This is a genomic window from Ferrimonas sp. SCSIO 43195, from assembly GCF_023716685.1.
Taxonomy (GTDB): Bacteria; Pseudomonadota; Gammaproteobacteria; order Enterobacterales; family Shewanellaceae; genus Ferrimonas; species Ferrimonas kyonanensis.
The window spans coordinates 2184536-2201639 of sequence record NZ_CP072679.1 but is presented as its reverse complement, the minus strand read 5'-3'; the positions used below and the strand labels follow the sequence as shown (position 1 = coordinate 2201639).

Genomic DNA, 17104 nt, shown 5'->3' with positions numbered 1-17104 from the left:
ACCTCCTACTCGGGCTAAGCCTGTGGAGTTGGGTCTGGGCTGGGGTGGCAAAGCCACTCCAGCTCACCGACATGACCGGGCGCCACGTCGCCCTGTCTGCGCCTGCCCAGCGCCTGGTCACCACCTACATGCCCGCCACTCTATTCACCCTGAGCCTCGGCCTTGAGGATCAGTTGGTGGGAATCTCCAATCACGACACTCGCCAATCACTGGTGAAAGGCCTGCTGGACGGCCGCAGCCCGGTCCAGGTCGGCAGCCGCTCCGCCGGCATCAACCTGGAAACCATCATCAGTCTCAAGCCAGACCTGGTGCTGATCAACGACAAGAAAGATGGTGCCCGCCTGGCGGGACAGCTTCAGCAACTGGGCATCCCGGCGCTGCTGATCCGCGCCGAATCGTTGGATCAGGTACAACAAGCGATGGATCTGATTGCCAAAGCCACCGGCCATCAATCCCAGGCCCGGCGCTATAAAGCGTTGACTCGGCAACTGATCGACGATCTAACCCGCCGCCTAGAAGGCACCGCTCCGGTCGCCGGCTATTACGGCAATGGTGGCGATCTCTACCGCAGCGTCAACGCCCACATGTATCAGCATGAGCTGCTGCAACTGGCCGGCATACGCAACGTCGCCGCCGATGTGCCCGGATTTTATCCCAAGATTAACCTGGAACAGCTGGTTCGCTGGCAACCGCAGTTTCTGGTGCTCGAACAAGGGAAAAGCGGCCGCCTGGCCGATCAACTCGACAGCACCGAGCTGGCCTCGTTGGCGGCACTGCCCAGGGTCACCCTGCCCTCTGCGGCCTTGTGGCACATGCCATCGCCGGTGGCGGCGGCCGGTGCCTATTACCTGGCCAGCCAGGTTCACCCGAAGAAGTTTCGGGATGTCGACGTTAACGCCAGGATTGGTCGTTTTTACCAACAACTGCTGGGAAAGGCCTGCCTGTCACCTCTGCCCGCCGCCGCTCAGGCAGCCCCATGCAACTGAAAGCCACCCCAGTCTCCCGCTTGATGCTGGTCACCCTGCTGATCACCCTGACGGCACTGTTGTGCGGCCGTTTTGGCATGAGTGCGACCGACTCGTTGTCCACCCTGGTGCGCCTGCCTGAGGTACTTTGGTGCCTGATCAGCACCCAGCCTCTGCCTGACGATCTCAGCCCCGAGCAGCAGGTGATTTTGCTGGTACGACTGCCGCGGTTGCTGATGGCACTGCTGGTGGGCGCAGGACTGGCCATGGCCGGCACCCTCTACCAGGGTGTATTCCGCAACCCGCTGGTATCACCCGACATTCTGGGCGTCACCTCCGGCTGCATGTTTGGCGCCGCGCTGGGACTGCTGCTGCCTTACAGCAGCTGGATTGCGGTACAGATTCTGGCCTTTGGCTTCGGCCTGGCGGCCGCGGGCGTCGCCATTACCATGGCCAGGAAAGTGGGCAACAACAGCCTGCTGATCATGATTATGACCGGCATCATTGTCGGTTCCCTGTTTAGTGCCGCACTGATGATCGTCAAGATACTGGCCGACCCTTATGGTCAGCTACCGGCCATCATTTTCTGGCTGATGGGCTCGCTGTCCACCAGCAGTTGGGCCAGCGTCGCCAAGCTGCTGCCAGCGCTGTTGGTCGGCTACGGCATTGCCCACCTGCTGAGGTATCAACTGAACGTGCTGTGTTTGGGAGACAAACACAGTCGAAGCCTGGGGTTATCCCCTGAGCGACTGCGGCTGGTTCTGACCGTCATCAGCTCGTTTGTGGTCGCCGCCTGCGTCAGCGTCGTGGGCCAGGTGGCCTGGATAGGCCTGGTGGTCCCCCACATGGTGCGCACCCTGACCGGCGCCGACCACCTGAAATTGCTGCCCCTGAGCACCGTCACCGGAGCCTGCTTCATGGTGATCGCCGACGCCATCGCCCGCAGCAGCTTCAGCATGGAGTTGCCGGTGGGCATTGTCACCTCGGTCATCGGCGCTCCCCTGTTTGCCTACCTGCTGTACCGTTCCTCCTGGCATCGGGGGCACCATGCTTAACGTTCAGGGCCTTCATTGCCACCTGGGTGGTAAATTACTGCTTAATAACATTAACTTTTCCGCCGTCCCCGGCGAATTCGTCGCCATTCTCGGCGCCAACGGTGTCGGTAAATCGACACTGTTTGACTGCCTGCTGGGCCAACGTGCCATCGAGCGGGGCGGCATCAGCATCGACAAGCAGCCGCTGGCATCCCTCAGTCCAAGACAACTGGCCCGCACCGTGGCCTTGGTGCCACAACAGCAAGACACCGCCTTCGCGTTCAGCGGCCTGGACATGGTGCTGATGGGGGTTACCCCCTATCTGGGCGCCTTTGCCAGCCCAAACCGCAGTCACCGTCAACAGGCGCTAGCAGTCATGGTCGAGCTTGGGATCGAGCACCTGGCCGACCGCCAATACAATCAGCTCAGCGGCGGAGAGCGTCAGCTGTTGTTGCTGGCACGGGCATTGGTGCAGAGCCAGCAACTGCTGCTGCTGGACGAACCCACCAACCACCTGGATTACCGCAATCGCTATCGCATGCTGCATCTGGTGAAGCAGGCCTGCAAACAGAAACGCACCTGCGTGGTGGCCATTTTGCACGATCCTAACCTGGCGCAACTGTTTGCCGACCGGGTGCTGATGCTGGACCACGGTCATCCCCTCGCCTTTGGCACCACCACCGAAGTGATGACGCCCTACAACTTAAGCCGGCTGTACGGCCTGACCACGGCCTCTGCGGCCATTGCCCACCAAGAGGTGTTTATGCCCCAACATCTGATCTCCACCGAGTCCCCACAACTGCTGATCGTCACCGGCGAATCCGGAAGCGGCAAAACCACCCTGCTACAACGCCTGGTGGCAGACAACGCCAATGGCACTCTGGATCTCAACGGCATCCTCTGTCCAGGTGAGATGCGCGATGGCCTGCGCGTCAGCAGCGACATCGTCGACGTTCGAACCCGGGCCCGCACCCGTTTCGGTCAGCGGCAGCAGCAGTTCGATCCGGCCACCAATACTCGATTTACCTTTTCCGAGGCCGGCCTCAAGTTGGGCTTGGACGCCCTGACGCCCCGCACTTCAACCCAGCAAGGGATCTGGCTGGTGGATGAAATTGGCCCGATGGAGCTAAAAAATGGCGGCTTTGCCAAGGCGATCGCGGCGCTGTTGTCCGACCCAAAACGCAAACACATCTGGGTGGTGCGGCCATCCCTGATTCAGCAGGCCATCGACTACTGGCAGCTGGGCAGCCCGCAGGTGGTCGAGAGCGACGCTGCCGACGCCTACGCCACTATCGAGGCGTTTTGCCACCAATGACCAGCAACCTTAAGCCGCCACTGAACCGGTCGCGCCCTCAGCCCCTGCAACTGAATTGGCCCTGGTGTGCCAACGCGATGACTGGAGTGTTCGCTGTCGGCGGACTCGTGCATCTGTTCCTCAGCAGCCCCCAGTTTCCCTATTCCAGCACCCTGGCACTGCTGCTGATCAGCGCCGCTCTGCTCAGCGGCATCGCGATGAGGCCGTTGGCACGTCCAGACCTGCTGCGTACTTATCGCCTGATTAGCGCCACCCTTGGTGTGTTAGTGCTGCTGTTGGCCTGCGGTTTCTCGGCCCCGACTCATACCAGTGCCATGAGTGACTACCTGTGGGCGCAACTGTTTTTCCTGTCGCGACCATTGTCTCTGGGTTGCGTCATAGCCGCTGCGATTGGCTATGGGCTATTGCCAAGCCGAAGCGACGCCAAACTGGCACACTGCAGCCACCTGTTGGCACTGAGCGCCGGCACCCTGTTTCTGGCCGGCGAGATCGCCGGCAGCTACTGGGCGATGCAGGGCTGGGGACACAGCTGGAGCTGGAGCAGCCACTTCTTCTTCTCGGCGCTGCTGTACTTGCTGCTGGTGCTGGTGTTTCATTTTCCAAATCGCTGGTTCAAGGGCAGCCGCCGACAGCAGATGGCCAAGGCGCTGCTACTGAGCTTCATTGCCCTGCTGCAACTGGGGTATCGGCTGTTATGATCCGATTGTTTCGATCCATGCGCCTGGGGTGCGTGCTACTGACCTTGGCTGCATTATGGTTTGCCTTAGGGATGGCTCTGGCCGAGCTCTGGGGCTACCGCTGGCCACTAAAACAACTGAATCAACTGCCGCTGTCCCAGTGGCAGAGCATACTGCAGCACAACCTCGCGCTATTGGCCTGGCTCGTCAGCCTGGTGGTGATCTTCGCCCTGTTAGGGCTGAGTACCCTCGTCTGCAGCTACCACAGCCTGTGGCCGCTATGGAAACGGCGTAAGCTGCGTCACCGCCATTTTTTACTGCTGCCGATTCATCTGCTGACCCTGTTGATCTTTGCCTGCCATGGTCTGGACATCCTGTGGGCCCACCAGCCACAGCACCTGAATCTGGCCACCGGCGAATCGGCGCAGTTCGAAGGGTACACCGTTACCCTGGATCGCATCGACTACCGCGATAATGTCAGCCTGATTCGTCAAGATCAGGACGGCCACAGCCGCGCCGGTCGCATCACTCGCCGCAGCCTCGACCAATTTGATCCCGCCCGAAACTGGGCCACCTTCACGGTCAGCCACGACCAAAGTGGCCAGCGCCTTCAAGGCCGGGCCGGCTTCCTCAGCCCCTTGGTCTTCGGTCACCGCCGACTCACCGTCACCGACTTTTTTGTGCCCTATGCCGCAGCGGACAGCGCCCTCAGCGTCAAACTGACGTTGACCAATAACCCCCTCAGCGGCTGGTTTATCGGCTGCTATCTGGCGCTACTGGCGGCCCTCATTGGCCAAATCGTTCACCGAATCCTGTTTTCCTCATCATCGGAGCAAGTCAGATGTTAATGACCCTACTGTTTTGCGCCTCCACCAGCCTGAGTGTGAATGATCTCACTCAACCGCTCACCGCCCCCATTGAGCGCGCCAGCACACTGGGGAAAAAAGCCCGCCTATGGCAACAGGAGCAGGCCGCCCAATACAGCGAGCAGCAGGAAGCATTGGCACAGATCTACTGGACTGAATTCCAAATTGAAAAGCTGCAGCGGCAGATCGCCCAGCAACAACGGCAGATCGACGCCCTCAATGACGACCTGGCCAACATCGCCGCCATCGCCAGACAACTGGAACCCAGCCTGGAGGTATGGTACGCCCGGCTGGAACAGCAGATTCACGACGACCTGCCGTTTCTTACCGAAGAGCGGCAACGACGACTGGCGCTGTTTCGCCAGAGCCTGGATAACGCCGATGTCAGCCAGGCGGAGCGTTTCCGTCATCTGATGGAGGTCATTCAGATTGAAGTGGAGCAAGGCTATGGCACCGTGGTGGCACAACAGCGCATCGTCATTGACGGCCAAAGCCGCCAGGTTCAGAGCTTCCGCTTAGGTCGATTGCTGTGGCTGGCACAAACTGCGGATGGCACCCTCAACGCCTACTTCGACCCCGCCCGCGCACAATGGCAGCCTTTGGATGACCGTTATCGCCAAGCGATTCGCAGCGCCATTGCCATCAGCCAGAACCAACAGCGAGCCGAACTGTTGCCGTTGCCACTGCCAGGAGGCCGCTCGTGATGATTCGACCTTTTCCCTTGCTGGTATTATTGCTGAGTACCGCCATGGCAACCGCCCCCGCCGCCTCGCAGCCATCTGAGGCCGCCGACGCTCAGGGCGCCAAATCCACCCCGTCACTGCAGACACGGGTCACCGATAAAGCGCAACAGATGCAACAGCGCAACGACCAGTGGCAACAACAGCAGCTGTCGCAGCAGCGGCACACCAAAGCCACCACCGCCGAGTTAAAAACAACCCTCGCCGCCCGCCAGGCTCAGCTGACAGCACTTAAGGCAGATCTTGTTGCGCTTCAGGCGCAAAAAAGCGAGTTAGAACAACAAAAACAAGCCGCGCAAGCCGATCTCAGCCTGGTTCAGACCAGCTATCAGCAGATGCTGTCGGCCATGACCCAGCGCTGGCAGCGCAGTCTTACCCGCTACCTGGCACCCCAGCGCGCCCAGTGGCTGCAGCAGCAGTTGGCACAGCCTCATTTCCCGGCCATCGCCGAGCTGGAGCAGTTGATTCAATTTGCCCTGGCCGACATGCGCTACACCGGCCAGATAAACCACGCTCAGGCGCCGGTACTCCAGGATAACGGCAAGCCCGCTGCCACCGCCCTGACCATATTGGGCAGCGCCATGGCCATCGGTGATCAGGCTCAGCAACTGGGTCTGGTCGACGGCCAGGATAACCGATTTATCGGTGTCAGCGACGACCTTGCCAGCGCCCAGCAACAGTGGCTCAGCGGCACCAGCCCGACCCTGATGCTGGACGTCAGTCAAGGGGCATTATTGCCACTGCTGGCCGAGCCTCAAAGCCTGTTACAAACCCTGCGCCAGGGGGGTGAGTTGCTGTGGCCGCTGCTGGCGGTTGCGGCAGCCGGCCTAATCACCCTGGTCGTGTGCGCGGTGCGGTTGTTTTATTGGCAGCCCTTGGGAGCCAACGTTGACAGTCCCACCCCTCAACAAACAATCAGCGGTCGCCAACCCGCGGCCGCGGTGCTGCGCCAGGCGGCAAGCCATCAGGATCTGCAGGGCATGGACTACGCCCTGAAGCAGGGGATGCTGAAGCAGGTGGGGCGATTTGAACGTGGACTGGCACTGGTGGCTCTGCTGGCTGCCTTGGCCCCGATGCTGGGGCTGCTGGGTACCGTCAGCGGTATGATTGAAACCTTCCAAACCCTGACCCAGTTTGGCAACAGCGAACCGAAACTGCTGTCCGGGGGGATCAGTAAGGCGCTGATCACCACTCAGGTGGGTCTGGTGATCGCCATTCCACTACTGCTGCTGCTGCACCCATTGAAGCGCCGGGCGCAGCGGCTGACGCTGGACATGGAGCAACACGGCGCCTGGTTACTGGCACAGCGCGCAGAAACCGCGGCCTCTGGCGTCAGCTCCTCGCTGACAGCGGCGACAGGAACGCCGTCATGACCGAGGCAGTGACAGAGATCCTGGATTACCTGCGTCAGGGGGGGCCCATCATGTGGCCGCTGCTGTTGTGTTGTGTGACCATGTTGTGGTTGGCCGCCGGCCTGCTGATGGGCAGCGGCGCTCACTGCCAACACCGTGTGCCGACCACGGGCGTAGCCTGGCTGGATCAACGTCTGTACCGGCTCGAGTCACAACGTCAATTCTGGCAGCCTCAGGGGCAACTGCAGGCCATCACCCTACTGGCCACCACTGCGCCGTTGCTTGGGCTTCTGGGCACCGTCAATGGCATGATCGTCATGTTCGATGCCCTGTCCCATACCGGTCTTCACGATGGTAAGGCCCTGTCCGATGGCATCGCCATGGCGATGATCACCACCCAAACCGGCTTGCTGGTGGGCGTTCCAGGGCTGCTGCTGGCCTACCTATGGCGCCGCCGACTGGCACGCCTGCAACGGCAGCAAACAGGAGCATCGACATGCTGAGCGATCGCTTTAATCAGAACAATGACACCGAAGTGAACATGACCCCAATGCTGGATGTGGTGTTCATTCTGCTGATCTTTTTTATCGTCTCCACCAGCTTTGTGCGCCTGCAAAAGATGGAGATTCAGCGGCCCCAGGCCAACAGCGCCGAGGTCAGCCACGGCACACCGCTGATCCTGACCATCGATGCGGCCGGCCGTCTGTTTTGGCAACAACAGCCACTGGACATCTACTATCTGCCTGCCACCCTGCAGCAGGTGGCTGCCCAAACCGAAAATGCTCAGCTGCTGATCGTGGCCGACACTCGCACGCCAACAGGCATCACCATCAAAGCCCTGGACATCGCCAAACAGGCCGGGTTGTCTGGTGCGTCGGTGGCGACCGAGCCGATGGATGGCCGGCCGTGATTCGTCGTCTCGCCGGTGCCCTGGCTCGCCTGATGCTGGCTTTGCCGCTGAGTTATCTGCTGGTGATCTGGCTGCCCAGTTACCTTAACCGCCTGCCGGACAATGTGATTCCGGCAGCGACACCGCCCGCCCAGCCCCTACGCCTGCCGCCCCCTCAACAGCAAAAGGTGCAGACGCCGGTGCAGAAGAAAATCCTGGCCAAGGCCCACAAGCCGCAGCCGCTGAGCCTGACCCCGGTGGCCTCCACGCCCTCAACCGTGCGCATCGCCATGACGCCATTGACGATAACGACACCGCCCTTATCGCCACCAGCAGCGCCAGCCCTGAGTCAAGGACTGGTCGGCCTCAGCGAGGTGGATACACCGCCAAAACTGCTGCACTACATTCCACCTAAAATGCCTGTCGCCGCCCGCAGTCAAGGCCTGACCGGTAAGGTGATGCTGAGGTTGGTGGTCAGTGAAACCGGAGAGGTGATCGACGCCAGAGTACAAGACGCTCAACCACAGCAGCTGTTTGACGACGCCGCATTGGCCGCGGCCAGGCGCTGGCGATTCAAACCGGCGCAAATTCAAAACCAATCTGTCTCGGTGTACGTGGATGTTCCGATCAATTTTCAAATTAAGTAGCCGACCCACATCGCCAGCTGCGGTAATTTCAGGGCTGTCTCTGGTCGCCGCCCTGGTTATGCCGCTGAGCGCCGCTGCGGCGCCTCAGGGGTTGTCCGGCCATCAATACCTGGTGTTGAAGCGGGCCACAAAGTTGCTGGATCAACACCACAGCCAACAAGCCGCGGCGCTGATTGCGCCCCTGCTGGAAGCCGAATCGGTGCCGGCGATGCTGTTTCATTACGGTTGCCGCGCCTTCAACGAAGCCGGCGAGGCCCAGCGCTCGGCCCAGTGCTGGCAGCAGGGACTGAAACGGCATCCTGATGATGGGCTGATGCTGGAGTCACTGGCACAACTGTGGCTGGAGCAGCAAGACTACGCCAAGGTGGCCGAGTTACTGGCCTCAAGCCGCGTTGAGCCTACCCCTGCGCTGCAGTACCTGCATGGCTATGCCTTGTATCAACTGCGGCGCTATTCCGACGCGCTGCACGCGCTTACTCCGGTTTCAGGAACCCCGATCCCGGCGCACTGGCGGCCCCTTAGAAGCTACAGCCTACTGGCCCTTGAAGACTGGCCTGGGCTGGAACAAGACTGTCGCCTTTGGCTGGTCAATGAGGCACTGAGTCCGAATGAGCAAGTGCAAGCGTGGCAACTGCTGGCCCAGAGCTTGCTGCAGCAACAACGGCCTCTGCAGGCGGCGACGGCTCTGCAGATGGCGGATCTGCTGTCTCCGAACAGCGCACCCTCGACAGCCTTACTGCAACTCTATGGTCAACTCGACGCCTATGACCTGGCCGCAGACTGCAGCGCCTCGGCGGATCAGACGCTTAGCCTCAATTGCCTCTATTACGGCTTTTGGGCCGGAAACTACGCCACCACATTGGCAGCCAGTGAACGACTGACTGCCAGCCAATCGCTGCCACCGCAGCAAGCAGACCGGCTACTGCTGCTCCAAGGCCAACTGCTTAGCGCCCTCAACCGGCCTGAACAGGCCAGAGCGCAGTGGCACAAAGTGGGCAAAGCTCCCCTGAAGGGCGATGACCCAGAGAATCTTAAGCAGCAACGTCAACAGCGACTTAGACACCGGGCCCAGGCGCTGCTGGCCATCGCCCAAAGCCACTGGCTGTCTCAGCAATGGCCGGAAGCGATGCAGGTCTACCGCGAACTGGCTCAACTGGGCGGCTATCAGACTACCGCCGAGCAACTTATGGATACTCTAACCTACTACACCCAGCCACAATGAGGTGGAAACCGCCACCGGAGAACCATAAAACCCTGTCTGAATAACACCAGGGCGATTCCACCCTCACTGCGAATTTACAACGACATGTCGGTATCAGAGAACCTCAGGGTTTCGATACCGACCAGTGTATTGACACCGTCTCGATCATCGACCATATCAGACACAACAACCGAGCCGTCGGATCGGGTCTCCACCGTGTATTGAGCAGATTGACCGCTGAAAATCACTCGGTTCTTCGCCCTATTACCGGTAATGTGGTTATCAAAGCCATTTACAATGACATTGGCCGCTTTATCGCCAGTCAGAGTCACGTCCTTTAAGTACTGAGAGTGATGCGTATATGGCAAACCCTGATTCAGTTTCAGGCTAAAATCCCCGTTGAAACTGTCATCAATTCTGGCGTTATAAGTCAGGTAGGGGTGAAAGAACTTGTGACTCATCAACTGCCAACCCGCGGGATCCTCTTGGCGAATCTCATCCCGCGCCTTGGCAATGTAAAGCCCCCACATGCCATGAGTCTGACTCTGCGTCCAGGCACCCCACAGGCCATAATAGGAATCGATCACCGCCGCCAGGTACTCCTGCGACAAGCTGTTTTCGGCGGTTAACTCCTGAATCCAGCTCTTGTTTTCTTCACCTATGCCCCACAAGGACCCGTTTAGAGCCGCGACCTGAGCGTGCCGGATTTCAGATTGAAACTCAGGCAGCACACCCACAAACTCCTGGCCCTGGTCCACTCCGATTCCCGTGTCATGGACCATGTGCAATATCTCTTCAAAACTGGCGTCACGATGGTCGTAGTTTTGCTCGATGTACCAAGGATGGCCTTCTACCTGGATTTCATTCTGATAAAGTGGTTGTCCCTCCAACTCCCCAGCCGGGTTACTGCCATCATCGCTGCCATTGAGTAACAACAGCGTGGCGTGATTGTCGGCCATCTTATTGGCCACCGCCGTTTTGTCACTGCCAAAGACGGAGCCCGGATAATCACGCAAGTAGTGCTCCAAAATGCCGCGCGCCCGAACAATCTGATTGTCCGACAGCTGATCCTGGGCCAGGATGTGGATCGCTTTACCGTTAGGCGCCACCACCTTGGTATAGCGATTGAATTTCAGTTGGCTGGTGTAGATAGCGGATAACGTTTGCGGAATCGCCTCGATGCCCAGCTTGGTGGTGGCTTCCTCCAGTCCCGAGTCTGGTTTTGGCTTTGGTTTCGGTGTTACTGACGCACTGGAGGAGTGTGAGTTGCACCCCGATAACGCCATCAGGGAAACCAGCAACATAGCAGGTGAAAACTGTCCGTATCTCATCGCATTACTCTCTCTGTCGAAGGTAACCCGAGTGTGACAGTTCGACAGCAAAACAGGGTAAGCCGATGTAAGCGGTGTCAGTACAAACCTAGATAAATGTAATCTCGGGTAAGAGGGGCACGATTCAATTAACCGGTACTCAAAATCCGAGCAACGGCTCATCCCTGAGCCGTGTTTTCTTCCGGGCTTCAAAACTGGAGTGGTTCTATGTAAATCACCTTGCTAGCTGGGCTTGATGCTGCTCAATGAGCAATGCCATGGCCGCCTCCGCCCGCTGCTGTACCGACGCCAATGACTCGTTACTCGCAAAGGGCTCAACCACCTCGTAATAACACTTCAGCTTGGGCTCGGTGCCTGAGGGACGAACCACCACCCGGTTGCCCCCATCCAGGTGATAAATCAAGACGTCACTGGTCGGCAGATCGATGGTTTCAGTGCGACCATCGGCATAAGTGGTCCGAGAGTGTTTTAAATCGTCCACAGAGGCAATCGACAGGCCGGCAATCTCGGTGGGCGGTGCACTGCGCAACTTATCCCCAACCGGCGGCGCTGCCGGGTCCAGGGCGATGCTGCGCTGGGCATTCAGATAAAGACCATGTTGACGATAGATGGCTTCCAGTTGATCCCAGATGGTCTTGCCCTTGGTGGCCAGTTCAGCGGTCATCTGGGCGAAAGCCACCAGTGCCGACAGGCCATCTTTGTCCCACACCTCACTGCCGACGGTGTATCCCAGCGCCTCTTCATAGGCGAACAAGAATTGATGATCGTCACTTTGCTGCTCCATGGCGATGTTGGTCAGCCACTTAAAGCCAGTCAGAGTCTGGTAGTAGCGGGCTCCCGCCGCCTTGGCAATGCGCTGCAGCAGACTGGAGGACACGATGGTGGTCCCCACCAGGTCCTGCTGTGGCCGCGCCCGCGACAACAGGTAATGACCAAACAGCACCCCGACCTGATCGCCGGTTAGCATCTGGTACTCGCCATCAGGCCGACGCACCGCCACCGCAAAGCGGTCGGCATCGGGATCATTGGCACAGGCCAGTGTGGCACCGTGAGCCCGAGCCTCCTCGATGACCCGGTCCATGGCACCGGCCTCTTCCGGGTTGGGAAAGTTCACCGTCGGGAAGCGCCCGTCCGGCTCCCTTTGCGCAGCCACACTGTAGACGTAGGAAAATCCGGCATCGGCCAGCAGCGCTTCCGCCATCTCGGCGCCAACGCCATGCATGGCGGTATAAGCCAGACTGATGCTCTCCGGCTGAGTGTGATTGCCCAGCAGAGGATTCGCTTTCATGGTATCCCGGTAGGACTGATAGAAGCCGTCATCCAGCCACACCAGCAGCCCTTGTTGCTGGGCATCGTCGAGATCCATCAGCTGCAGTTCCGACTGGGCGGCACGCTCAATCTCGGCGGCGATGCCACTGTCATGAGGCGAGATGATTTGCGCACCGTTACCCCAGTAAACCTTAAAGCCATTGTATTGAGGGGGGTTGTGGCTGGCTGTCACCACGATAGCGGCGGCAGTTCCCAGATGGTTGACCCCGTAAGCCACCAAGGGGGTGGCTGCCACCCGTACCGTCAGATACACCTTGATGCCCTGAGCCGTGAGTACTGCAGCCGAGTCCATGGCAAACTGGCGCGAGTCCGGACGGCCGTCGTAGCCGATCACCACCCCCTGCTCGGCCGCCTGGGCGTTCTGGGATTTCAGGTAGTGGCCCAAGCCGGTCGCCGTTTCCTGAATCACCAAGCGATTCATCCGGTTTGGGCCGGCGCCCACCACGCCACGTAGACCGGCGGTACCAAAGGCCAGCCGGGCCTTGAAGCGGCTTTCGAGGGCCGCAGTATCCTGAGCCTTCACCAGGGCTTGCAACTCCTGTCGCGTGTTGGCGTCCGGGTCGCGGACAATCCAGCGGCTAATCTCTGCATTCATAATGGCGGTTTCCTGTTATCGATACTGACTCAAAAATACCACCGATGCGAATGATTCGCATTATAAATATTGAGTGACAGCGACGACGGTGTTGAAGGTTAGCTACCAGTATAAGTGACCGCCACGGTTGCCGAAGGAAGTCGACGCGGCGCGCTCGAATGATTGAGGGAGAATTTGGAGCAACAAAAAAGCCCAACCCCTTGAAGAGATTGAGCTTTAATGTACTAACCACAAGGGTCAGAAGATGGTGCCCCGGGCCGGACTTGAACCGGCACGCTGTTACCAGCGAGGGATTTTAAATCCCTTGTGTCTACCAATTTCACCACCAGGGCAAAGGTTTTAAAGAGAGTAAATTGCTCTTTATACCTAAAAGTGGAGGCGCGTCCCGGAGTCGAACCGAGGTCCACGGATTTGCAATCCGCTGCATAGCCACTCTGCCAACGCGCCATTGTTGTGCCTTCGTCCCCGAAGACGCTGTGTATTCTACTTAAACCCTTACCGCCGTCAATAACCATTTGTCCACAAACGAGTTAACTGCTGTCAAAACGGCCAATGGGGTTTAACCGTGAGCACTGAGGTCCTTCCAGGCCGCTTTCAGGTACACCAGCATTGACCACAGGGTCAGTGCGGTGGCCACGTACAGCATCACCATGGAGACATTGACCATCTCCTCACTCATCTGGGCAATCAGTCCGGTAATGGCCAGCATCTGGGCGGCGGTTTTAAATTTGCCAATCCAGGACACCGCCACGCTGCTACGCTTACCCATCTCCGCCATCCACTCCCGCAGCGCCGAGATGACAATCTCGCGGCCAATCATGATAATCGCGGCAATGGTCATCCAGATGGAGCTTTCGTAGCTTTGCACCAACACCACCAGGGCGCTGGCCACCATCACCTTGTCGACCACAGGGTCGAGGAAGGCACCAAAGGGAGTGGTTTGATTAAGTTTGCGAGCCAGGTAGCCATCCAGTGCATCGGTAAACGCCGCCAGCATGAAGATACCCGCTGCGGTCACGTATGCGTATTCCCACGGAAGATAATAGAACACCAAAAAGAACGGGATCAGTACGAGCCGTAACAGTGTGAGAATATTTGGAATATTAAAGGTCAAAACAAACGCCCTAGCTGGCTCACGTAGCCGTCAATCATGCCCAAAAGCGGTTAGCCGCGCAATGCGTCATGTATCTTTTGTGCCAGTTCTGAGCTAATTCCCGGTACTTTGCTCAATTCCTCAACACTGGCCCCTTTGATCTCCTGCATTCCGCCCATGTATTTAAGCAGTGACTGGCGTCGCTTGGCCCCCACTCCAGGGATCTGCTCGAGGGTGGATTGGGAGCGAGCCTTACCCCGCGCGGCCCGATGTCCGGAGATGGCAAACCGGTGCGCCTCGTCGCGAATGTGCTGAATCAGATGCAGAGCCGGTGAGTCGGCGGCCAGGTCGATCACCTCGCGGCTAAAACCGACAAACAGAGTCTCCAGGCCCGGTTTACGGCCCTCACCTTTGGCCACCCCTATCAACAGCGGCAATCTCAGGCCTTTGGCGCCCAGGGTCTGCTCAACAATGGCTTCCGCCTGGCTCAACTGGCCACGGCCGCCGTCAATAAACAAAATGGTGGGAATGTTGACCTCCTCCACCACTTTATCAAACCGTCGCCTCAGGGCCTGGGCCATGGCGGCATAATCGTCCCCGGGAGTAATGCCATCGATGTTGTAGCGCCGGTAATCCCGCTTCGATGGGCCCTCGGCATCAAACACCACGCAACTGGCCACGGTGCGCTCGCCCATGGTATGGCTGATGTCAAAGCACTCCATGCGGCTGATGGGCTGACTCAGCTCCAGCGTCTCATTCAGCAATCGATAACGGTCGGCCACCGTGGTTTTGTGCGCCACTTTACTGGAAAGTGCGGTGACCGCATTGGTCTGAGCCAGGCGCTGAAACTGGGCCCGATCGGCCCGCACGGTGTGCTTTAAGGTCACCTTATGGTTGCCACGCTGGGCCAACGCCTCCTGCAACGGCAGTTGGTCGTCCGGCATCAGCGGTAAGATGATCTCCGGCGGGATCTGACGTTCGTCGCCACCACCCAGGTAGAACTGCAGCAGAAACGAGGTCAGCAACTCATCGTCACTGGTGTCCGCCGGCAGGTTGGGAAAATAACTGCGGCTGCCTAGAATCTTGCCGTCACGAATGAACAGCAGGTGGCAACAGGCCATGCCGTTGTCGGTGGCGACCCCCACCACATCCATCTGCCCCAGTGAGCCGTGGACGCCCTGCTGCTCCTGGACCGTGCGCATCGCCTGAATCTGATCCCGGTACAGGGCCGCCTTCTCGAAATTCAACTCGTTGCTGGCCTGCTCCATCCAGCCCACCAACTGCTCAATCACCTGGCGATTTTTGCCCTGCAGAAACAGCGTCGCCATTCTGACCTGTTCGGCATAATCCTCATCGCTGATTTTGCCGACGCAGGGGGCACTGCAGCGCTTCAGCTGGTATTGCAGGCAGGGGCGAGAGCGGGCTTTGTAGTAGCCGTCTTCGCACTGACGAATGGGAAACAACTTTTGCATCAGATGCAGACTGTCCCGAACCGCGCCGCCATTGGGAAACGGACCGAAATACCGGCCCTTGGCCCGCCGCGCACCGCGATGAAACCCCAGTTTGGGGTGTCGATGCTGGGACAGAAAGATGTAGGGGTAGGATTTGTCGTCCCTGAGCAGCACGTTGTACCTGGGCATGTACAACTTGATGTAGTCGTGCTCCAGGATCAGCGCTTCGGTTTCGGTGTGGGTAACGGTGACTTCGATAAAGCCGATGTTGGCCACCAATGCCTGGGTTTTGGCATCGGGCAGCTGGGTGCGAAAATAGGAGCTGAGTCGTTTCTTTAGGTTTTTGGCCTTGCCGACGTAGATCACCGTGCCGCCTGGGGCATCGTACATACGATACACCCCAGGTTGGGAAGTCACGGTCTTTAAAAACGCCTTGGCATCAAATTGGGTGTCGGTCATTCAAGCTGGGAATCAGAGTTTCTCTGCGTCCAGCATACCATAGCGAATCGCCAGACGGGTCAACTCCACATCGCCACCGATGTTCAGTTTCTGGAACAACCGATAACGATAGCTGTTGACGGTCTTGGGGCTCAGATTCAGGCTTTCAGAGATGTCGCTGACCTTCTGCCCGGCGGTGATCATCATCATGATCTGCAGTTCCCGCTCCGACAGATCGTCAAACGGATTCTCTTCGGTCTTGAATTTATTCAGCGCCATCTGCTGAGCGATCTGCGGCGACAGGTAGCGTTGACCGCACGCCACTTGGCGAATCGCCTGCACCATTTCTCCCGGAGGCGCATTTTTGGTCAGGTAACCTGCGGCACCGGCTTGCATCACCTTGGTGGGAAACGGCTCTTCGGTGTGAATGGTCAGTACAATGATCTTGGCGTCGGGATTGAATCGAAGAATCTTGCGAGTGGCTTCCAGCCCGCCAATACCCGGCATGTTCATGTCCATCAAGATGACATCGACATCGTTTTTGCGGCACCAGTTTACCGCGACTTCACCGTCTTCGGCTTCACCAACCACTTTGATGCCCCGTTCATCATCCAAGATTCGGCGGATGCCGGTGCGTACCAATGCGTGGTCGTCAACTAGGTAGATATGGATCAAACGCCAACCCCTTTATACAAACCGTTATCACTGCTCAGTCAGCAGTCCTTCGATAATACTGAAATTACTGATGTGATCAAGAGCTTACCCCGGTTTACACTCCGGCGGTCCCTGCCGATGGTCACTCGCATAAACTATTGATTATTAATGCACTTAATCAATTGACTCACAAACAGCCATGCCGACTAGCCTGCCGGTTTGGCAACTCTACGTAACAGCCAGCGAGCCTTAAATTTGAACCAGCTTATCAAGGATTTACTCCAAAAAAACCGGCTTTGTCACCCCCTCTATCGCCCCGGCGGCAATCGCGCACACCGGCCATGGCCAAAGTCGCAAGCCACGAATAATCATGCGCTTATAAGGCCAAATCACCACCACCAAACCCCACCCAGGAAAATATCACCAGCGGTTTACTCTGGATTAGATGCCCAAATATAGACCAAACAACTGCAACTGGCGCAACAATGTCGCTAACGGTCGCGGCCGACGCCTTGGTATCGATGATC

General features: G+C 58.5%; 16 protein-coding genes and 2 tRNA genes. 11 read left to right on the top strand and 7 right to left on the bottom strand.

Annotated features, from left to right (window positions below):
- The first annotated feature begins 44 nt into the window (after window positions 1–44).
- Genes J8Z22_RS10450 through J8Z22_RS10400 form a run of 11 tightly spaced genes read left to right on the top strand, consistent with a single transcriptional unit; the run spans window position 45 to window position 9707 of the window.
- Window positions 45–986 carry an ABC transporter substrate-binding protein gene (locus tag J8Z22_RS10450; protein ID WP_252010311.1) on the top strand — a complete coding sequence of 314 codons (942 nt, stop codon included), beginning with the start codon at window positions 45–47 and terminating at the stop codon, window positions 984–986.
- Window positions 977–2020: an iron ABC transporter permease gene (locus tag J8Z22_RS10445; protein ID WP_252010310.1), complete on the top strand. Its 1044-nt coding sequence runs from the start codon at window positions 977–979 to the stop codon at window positions 2018–2020. The genes J8Z22_RS10450 and J8Z22_RS10445 overlap by 10 nt, the downstream gene beginning before the upstream one ends.
- Window positions 2013–3314, top strand: coding sequence for an ATP-binding cassette domain-containing protein (locus J8Z22_RS10440; RefSeq protein WP_252010309.1), 1302 nt, complete (start codon window positions 2013–2015; stop codon window positions 3312–3314). The genes J8Z22_RS10445 and J8Z22_RS10440 overlap by 8 nt, the downstream gene beginning before the upstream one ends.
- Window positions 3311–4012, top strand: a complete 702-nt coding sequence (locus tag J8Z22_RS10435; protein WP_252010308.1) for a hypothetical protein — start codon at window positions 3311–3313, stop codon at window positions 4010–4012. Before J8Z22_RS10440 ends, J8Z22_RS10435 begins: the two co-directional genes overlap by 4 nt.
- The gene (locus tag J8Z22_RS10430; protein WP_252010307.1) at window positions 4009–4839 is read left to right on the top strand and encodes a hypothetical protein; all 831 of its coding nucleotides are present in this window, start codon (window positions 4009–4011) and stop codon (window positions 4837–4839) included. Before J8Z22_RS10435 ends, J8Z22_RS10430 begins: the two co-directional genes overlap by 4 nt.
- Window positions 4833–5561: a DUF3450 domain-containing protein gene (locus tag J8Z22_RS10425; RefSeq protein WP_252010306.1), complete on the top strand. Its 729-nt coding sequence runs from the start codon at window positions 4833–4835 to the stop codon at window positions 5559–5561. The genes J8Z22_RS10430 and J8Z22_RS10425 overlap by 7 nt, the downstream gene beginning before the upstream one ends.
- Window positions 5561–6970, top strand: a complete 1410-nt coding sequence (locus tag J8Z22_RS10420; RefSeq protein WP_252010471.1) for a MotA/TolQ/ExbB proton channel family protein — start codon at window positions 5561–5563, stop codon at window positions 6968–6970. The genes J8Z22_RS10425 and J8Z22_RS10420 overlap by 1 nt, the downstream gene beginning before the upstream one ends.
- Window positions 6967–7452: a MotA/TolQ/ExbB proton channel family protein gene (locus J8Z22_RS10415; protein ID WP_252010305.1), complete on the top strand. Its 486-nt coding sequence runs from the start codon at window positions 6967–6969 to the stop codon at window positions 7450–7452. Before J8Z22_RS10420 ends, J8Z22_RS10415 begins: the two co-directional genes overlap by 4 nt.
- Window positions 7446–7859 (top strand): biopolymer transporter ExbD, encoded by a 414-nt coding sequence (locus J8Z22_RS10410; protein WP_252010304.1) that lies wholly within the window; start codon window positions 7446–7448, stop codon window positions 7857–7859. The genes J8Z22_RS10415 and J8Z22_RS10410 overlap by 7 nt, the downstream gene beginning before the upstream one ends.
- Complete coding sequence (locus J8Z22_RS10405) at window positions 7856–8485, top strand: energy transducer TonB (protein ID WP_252010303.1); 630 nt, start codon at window positions 7856–7858, stop codon at window positions 8483–8485. The genes J8Z22_RS10410 and J8Z22_RS10405 overlap by 4 nt, the downstream gene beginning before the upstream one ends.
- On the top strand, window positions 8457–9707 hold the full coding sequence (locus J8Z22_RS10400) for a tetratricopeptide repeat protein (protein WP_252010302.1): 1251 nt from the start codon (window positions 8457–8459) through the stop codon (window positions 9705–9707). The genes J8Z22_RS10405 and J8Z22_RS10400 overlap by 29 nt, the downstream gene beginning before the upstream one ends.
- Before the next feature lie 74 nt (window positions 9708–9781).
- On the opposite strand, the gene J8Z22_RS10395 is transcribed toward J8Z22_RS10400, so the two are convergent.
- The 7 genes from J8Z22_RS10395 to uvrY all read right to left on the bottom strand — a co-directional run bounded on the left by J8Z22_RS10395 (window position 9782) and on the right by uvrY (window position 16598).
- The gene (locus tag J8Z22_RS10395) at window positions 9782–11017 is read right to left on the bottom strand and encodes a hypothetical protein (protein ID WP_252010301.1); all 1236 of its coding nucleotides are present in this window, start codon (window positions 11015–11017) and stop codon (window positions 9782–9784) included.
- Window positions 11018–11231: 214 nt separating this feature from the next.
- Window positions 11232–12941, bottom strand: a complete 1710-nt coding sequence (locus J8Z22_RS10390; RefSeq protein WP_252010300.1) for a phospho-sugar mutase — start codon at window positions 12939–12941, stop codon at window positions 11232–11234.
- Between the two features lie 245 nt (window positions 12942–13186).
- Window positions 13187–13273: transfer RNA gene (locus J8Z22_RS10385), tRNA-Leu, on the bottom strand.
- Between the two features lie 41 nt (window positions 13274–13314).
- A tRNA-Cys gene (locus tag J8Z22_RS10380) sits at window positions 13315–13388 on the bottom strand.
- A gap of 112 nt (window positions 13389–13500) precedes the next feature.
- Window positions 13501–14055 (bottom strand): CDP-diacylglycerol--glycerol-3-phosphate 3-phosphatidyltransferase, encoded by a 555-nt coding sequence (gene pgsA / locus J8Z22_RS10375; RefSeq protein WP_252010299.1) that lies wholly within the window; start codon window positions 14053–14055, stop codon window positions 13501–13503.
- Window positions 14056–14105: 50 nt separating this feature from the next.
- A complete protein-coding gene (gene uvrC, locus J8Z22_RS10370; protein ID WP_252010298.1) occupies window positions 14106–15944 on the bottom strand; it encodes an excinuclease ABC subunit UvrC in 1839 nt (612 codons plus the stop codon).
- Between the two features lie 12 nt (window positions 15945–15956).
- A complete protein-coding gene (gene uvrY, locus J8Z22_RS10365; RefSeq protein WP_090364930.1) occupies window positions 15957–16598 on the bottom strand; it encodes a UvrY/SirA/GacA family response regulator transcription factor in 642 nt (213 codons plus the stop codon).
- Between the last annotated feature and the right edge of the window lie 506 nt (window positions 16599–17104).

What these genes read in the sequence shown, in the direction of transcription:
- J8Z22_RS10430 (WP_252010307.1), top strand. Translation starts at nt 4,009, where the DNA reads ATGATCCGATTGTTTCGATCCATGCGCCTGGGGTGCGTGCTACTGACC.
- J8Z22_RS10395 (WP_252010301.1), bottom strand. Translation starts at nt 11,017, where the DNA reads ATGAGATACGGACAGTTTTCACCTGCTATGTTGCTGGTTTCCCTGATG.
- J8Z22_RS10415 (WP_252010305.1), top strand. Translation starts at nt 6,967, where the DNA reads ATGACCGAGGCAGTGACAGAGATCCTGGATTACCTGCGTCAGGGGGGG.
- J8Z22_RS10440 (WP_252010309.1), top strand. Translation starts at nt 2,013, where the DNA reads ATGCTTAACGTTCAGGGCCTTCATTGCCACCTGGGTGGTAAATTACTG.
- J8Z22_RS10435 (WP_252010308.1), top strand. Translation starts at nt 3,311, where the DNA reads ATGACCAGCAACCTTAAGCCGCCACTGAACCGGTCGCGCCCTCAGCCC.
- J8Z22_RS10400 (WP_252010302.1), top strand. Translation starts at nt 8,457, where the DNA reads ATGTTCCGATCAATTTTCAAATTAAGTAGCCGACCCACATCGCCAGCT.
- J8Z22_RS10410 (WP_252010304.1), top strand. Translation starts at nt 7,446, where the DNA reads ATGCTGAGCGATCGCTTTAATCAGAACAATGACACCGAAGTGAACATG.
- J8Z22_RS10425 (WP_252010306.1), top strand. Translation starts at nt 4,833, where the DNA reads ATGTTAATGACCCTACTGTTTTGCGCCTCCACCAGCCTGAGTGTGAAT.
- J8Z22_RS10445 (WP_252010310.1), top strand. Translation starts at nt 977, where the DNA reads ATGCAACTGAAAGCCACCCCAGTCTCCCGCTTGATGCTGGTCACCCTG.
- J8Z22_RS10420 (WP_252010471.1), top strand. Translation starts at nt 5,561, where the DNA reads ATGATTCGACCTTTTCCCTTGCTGGTATTATTGCTGAGTACCGCCATG.
- uvrC (WP_252010298.1), bottom strand. Translation starts at nt 15,944, where the DNA reads ATGACCGACACCCAATTTGATGCCAAGGCGTTTTTAAAGACCGTGACT.
- J8Z22_RS10390 (WP_252010300.1), bottom strand. Translation starts at nt 12,941, where the DNA reads ATGAATGCAGAGATTAGCCGCTGGATTGTCCGCGACCCGGACGCCAAC.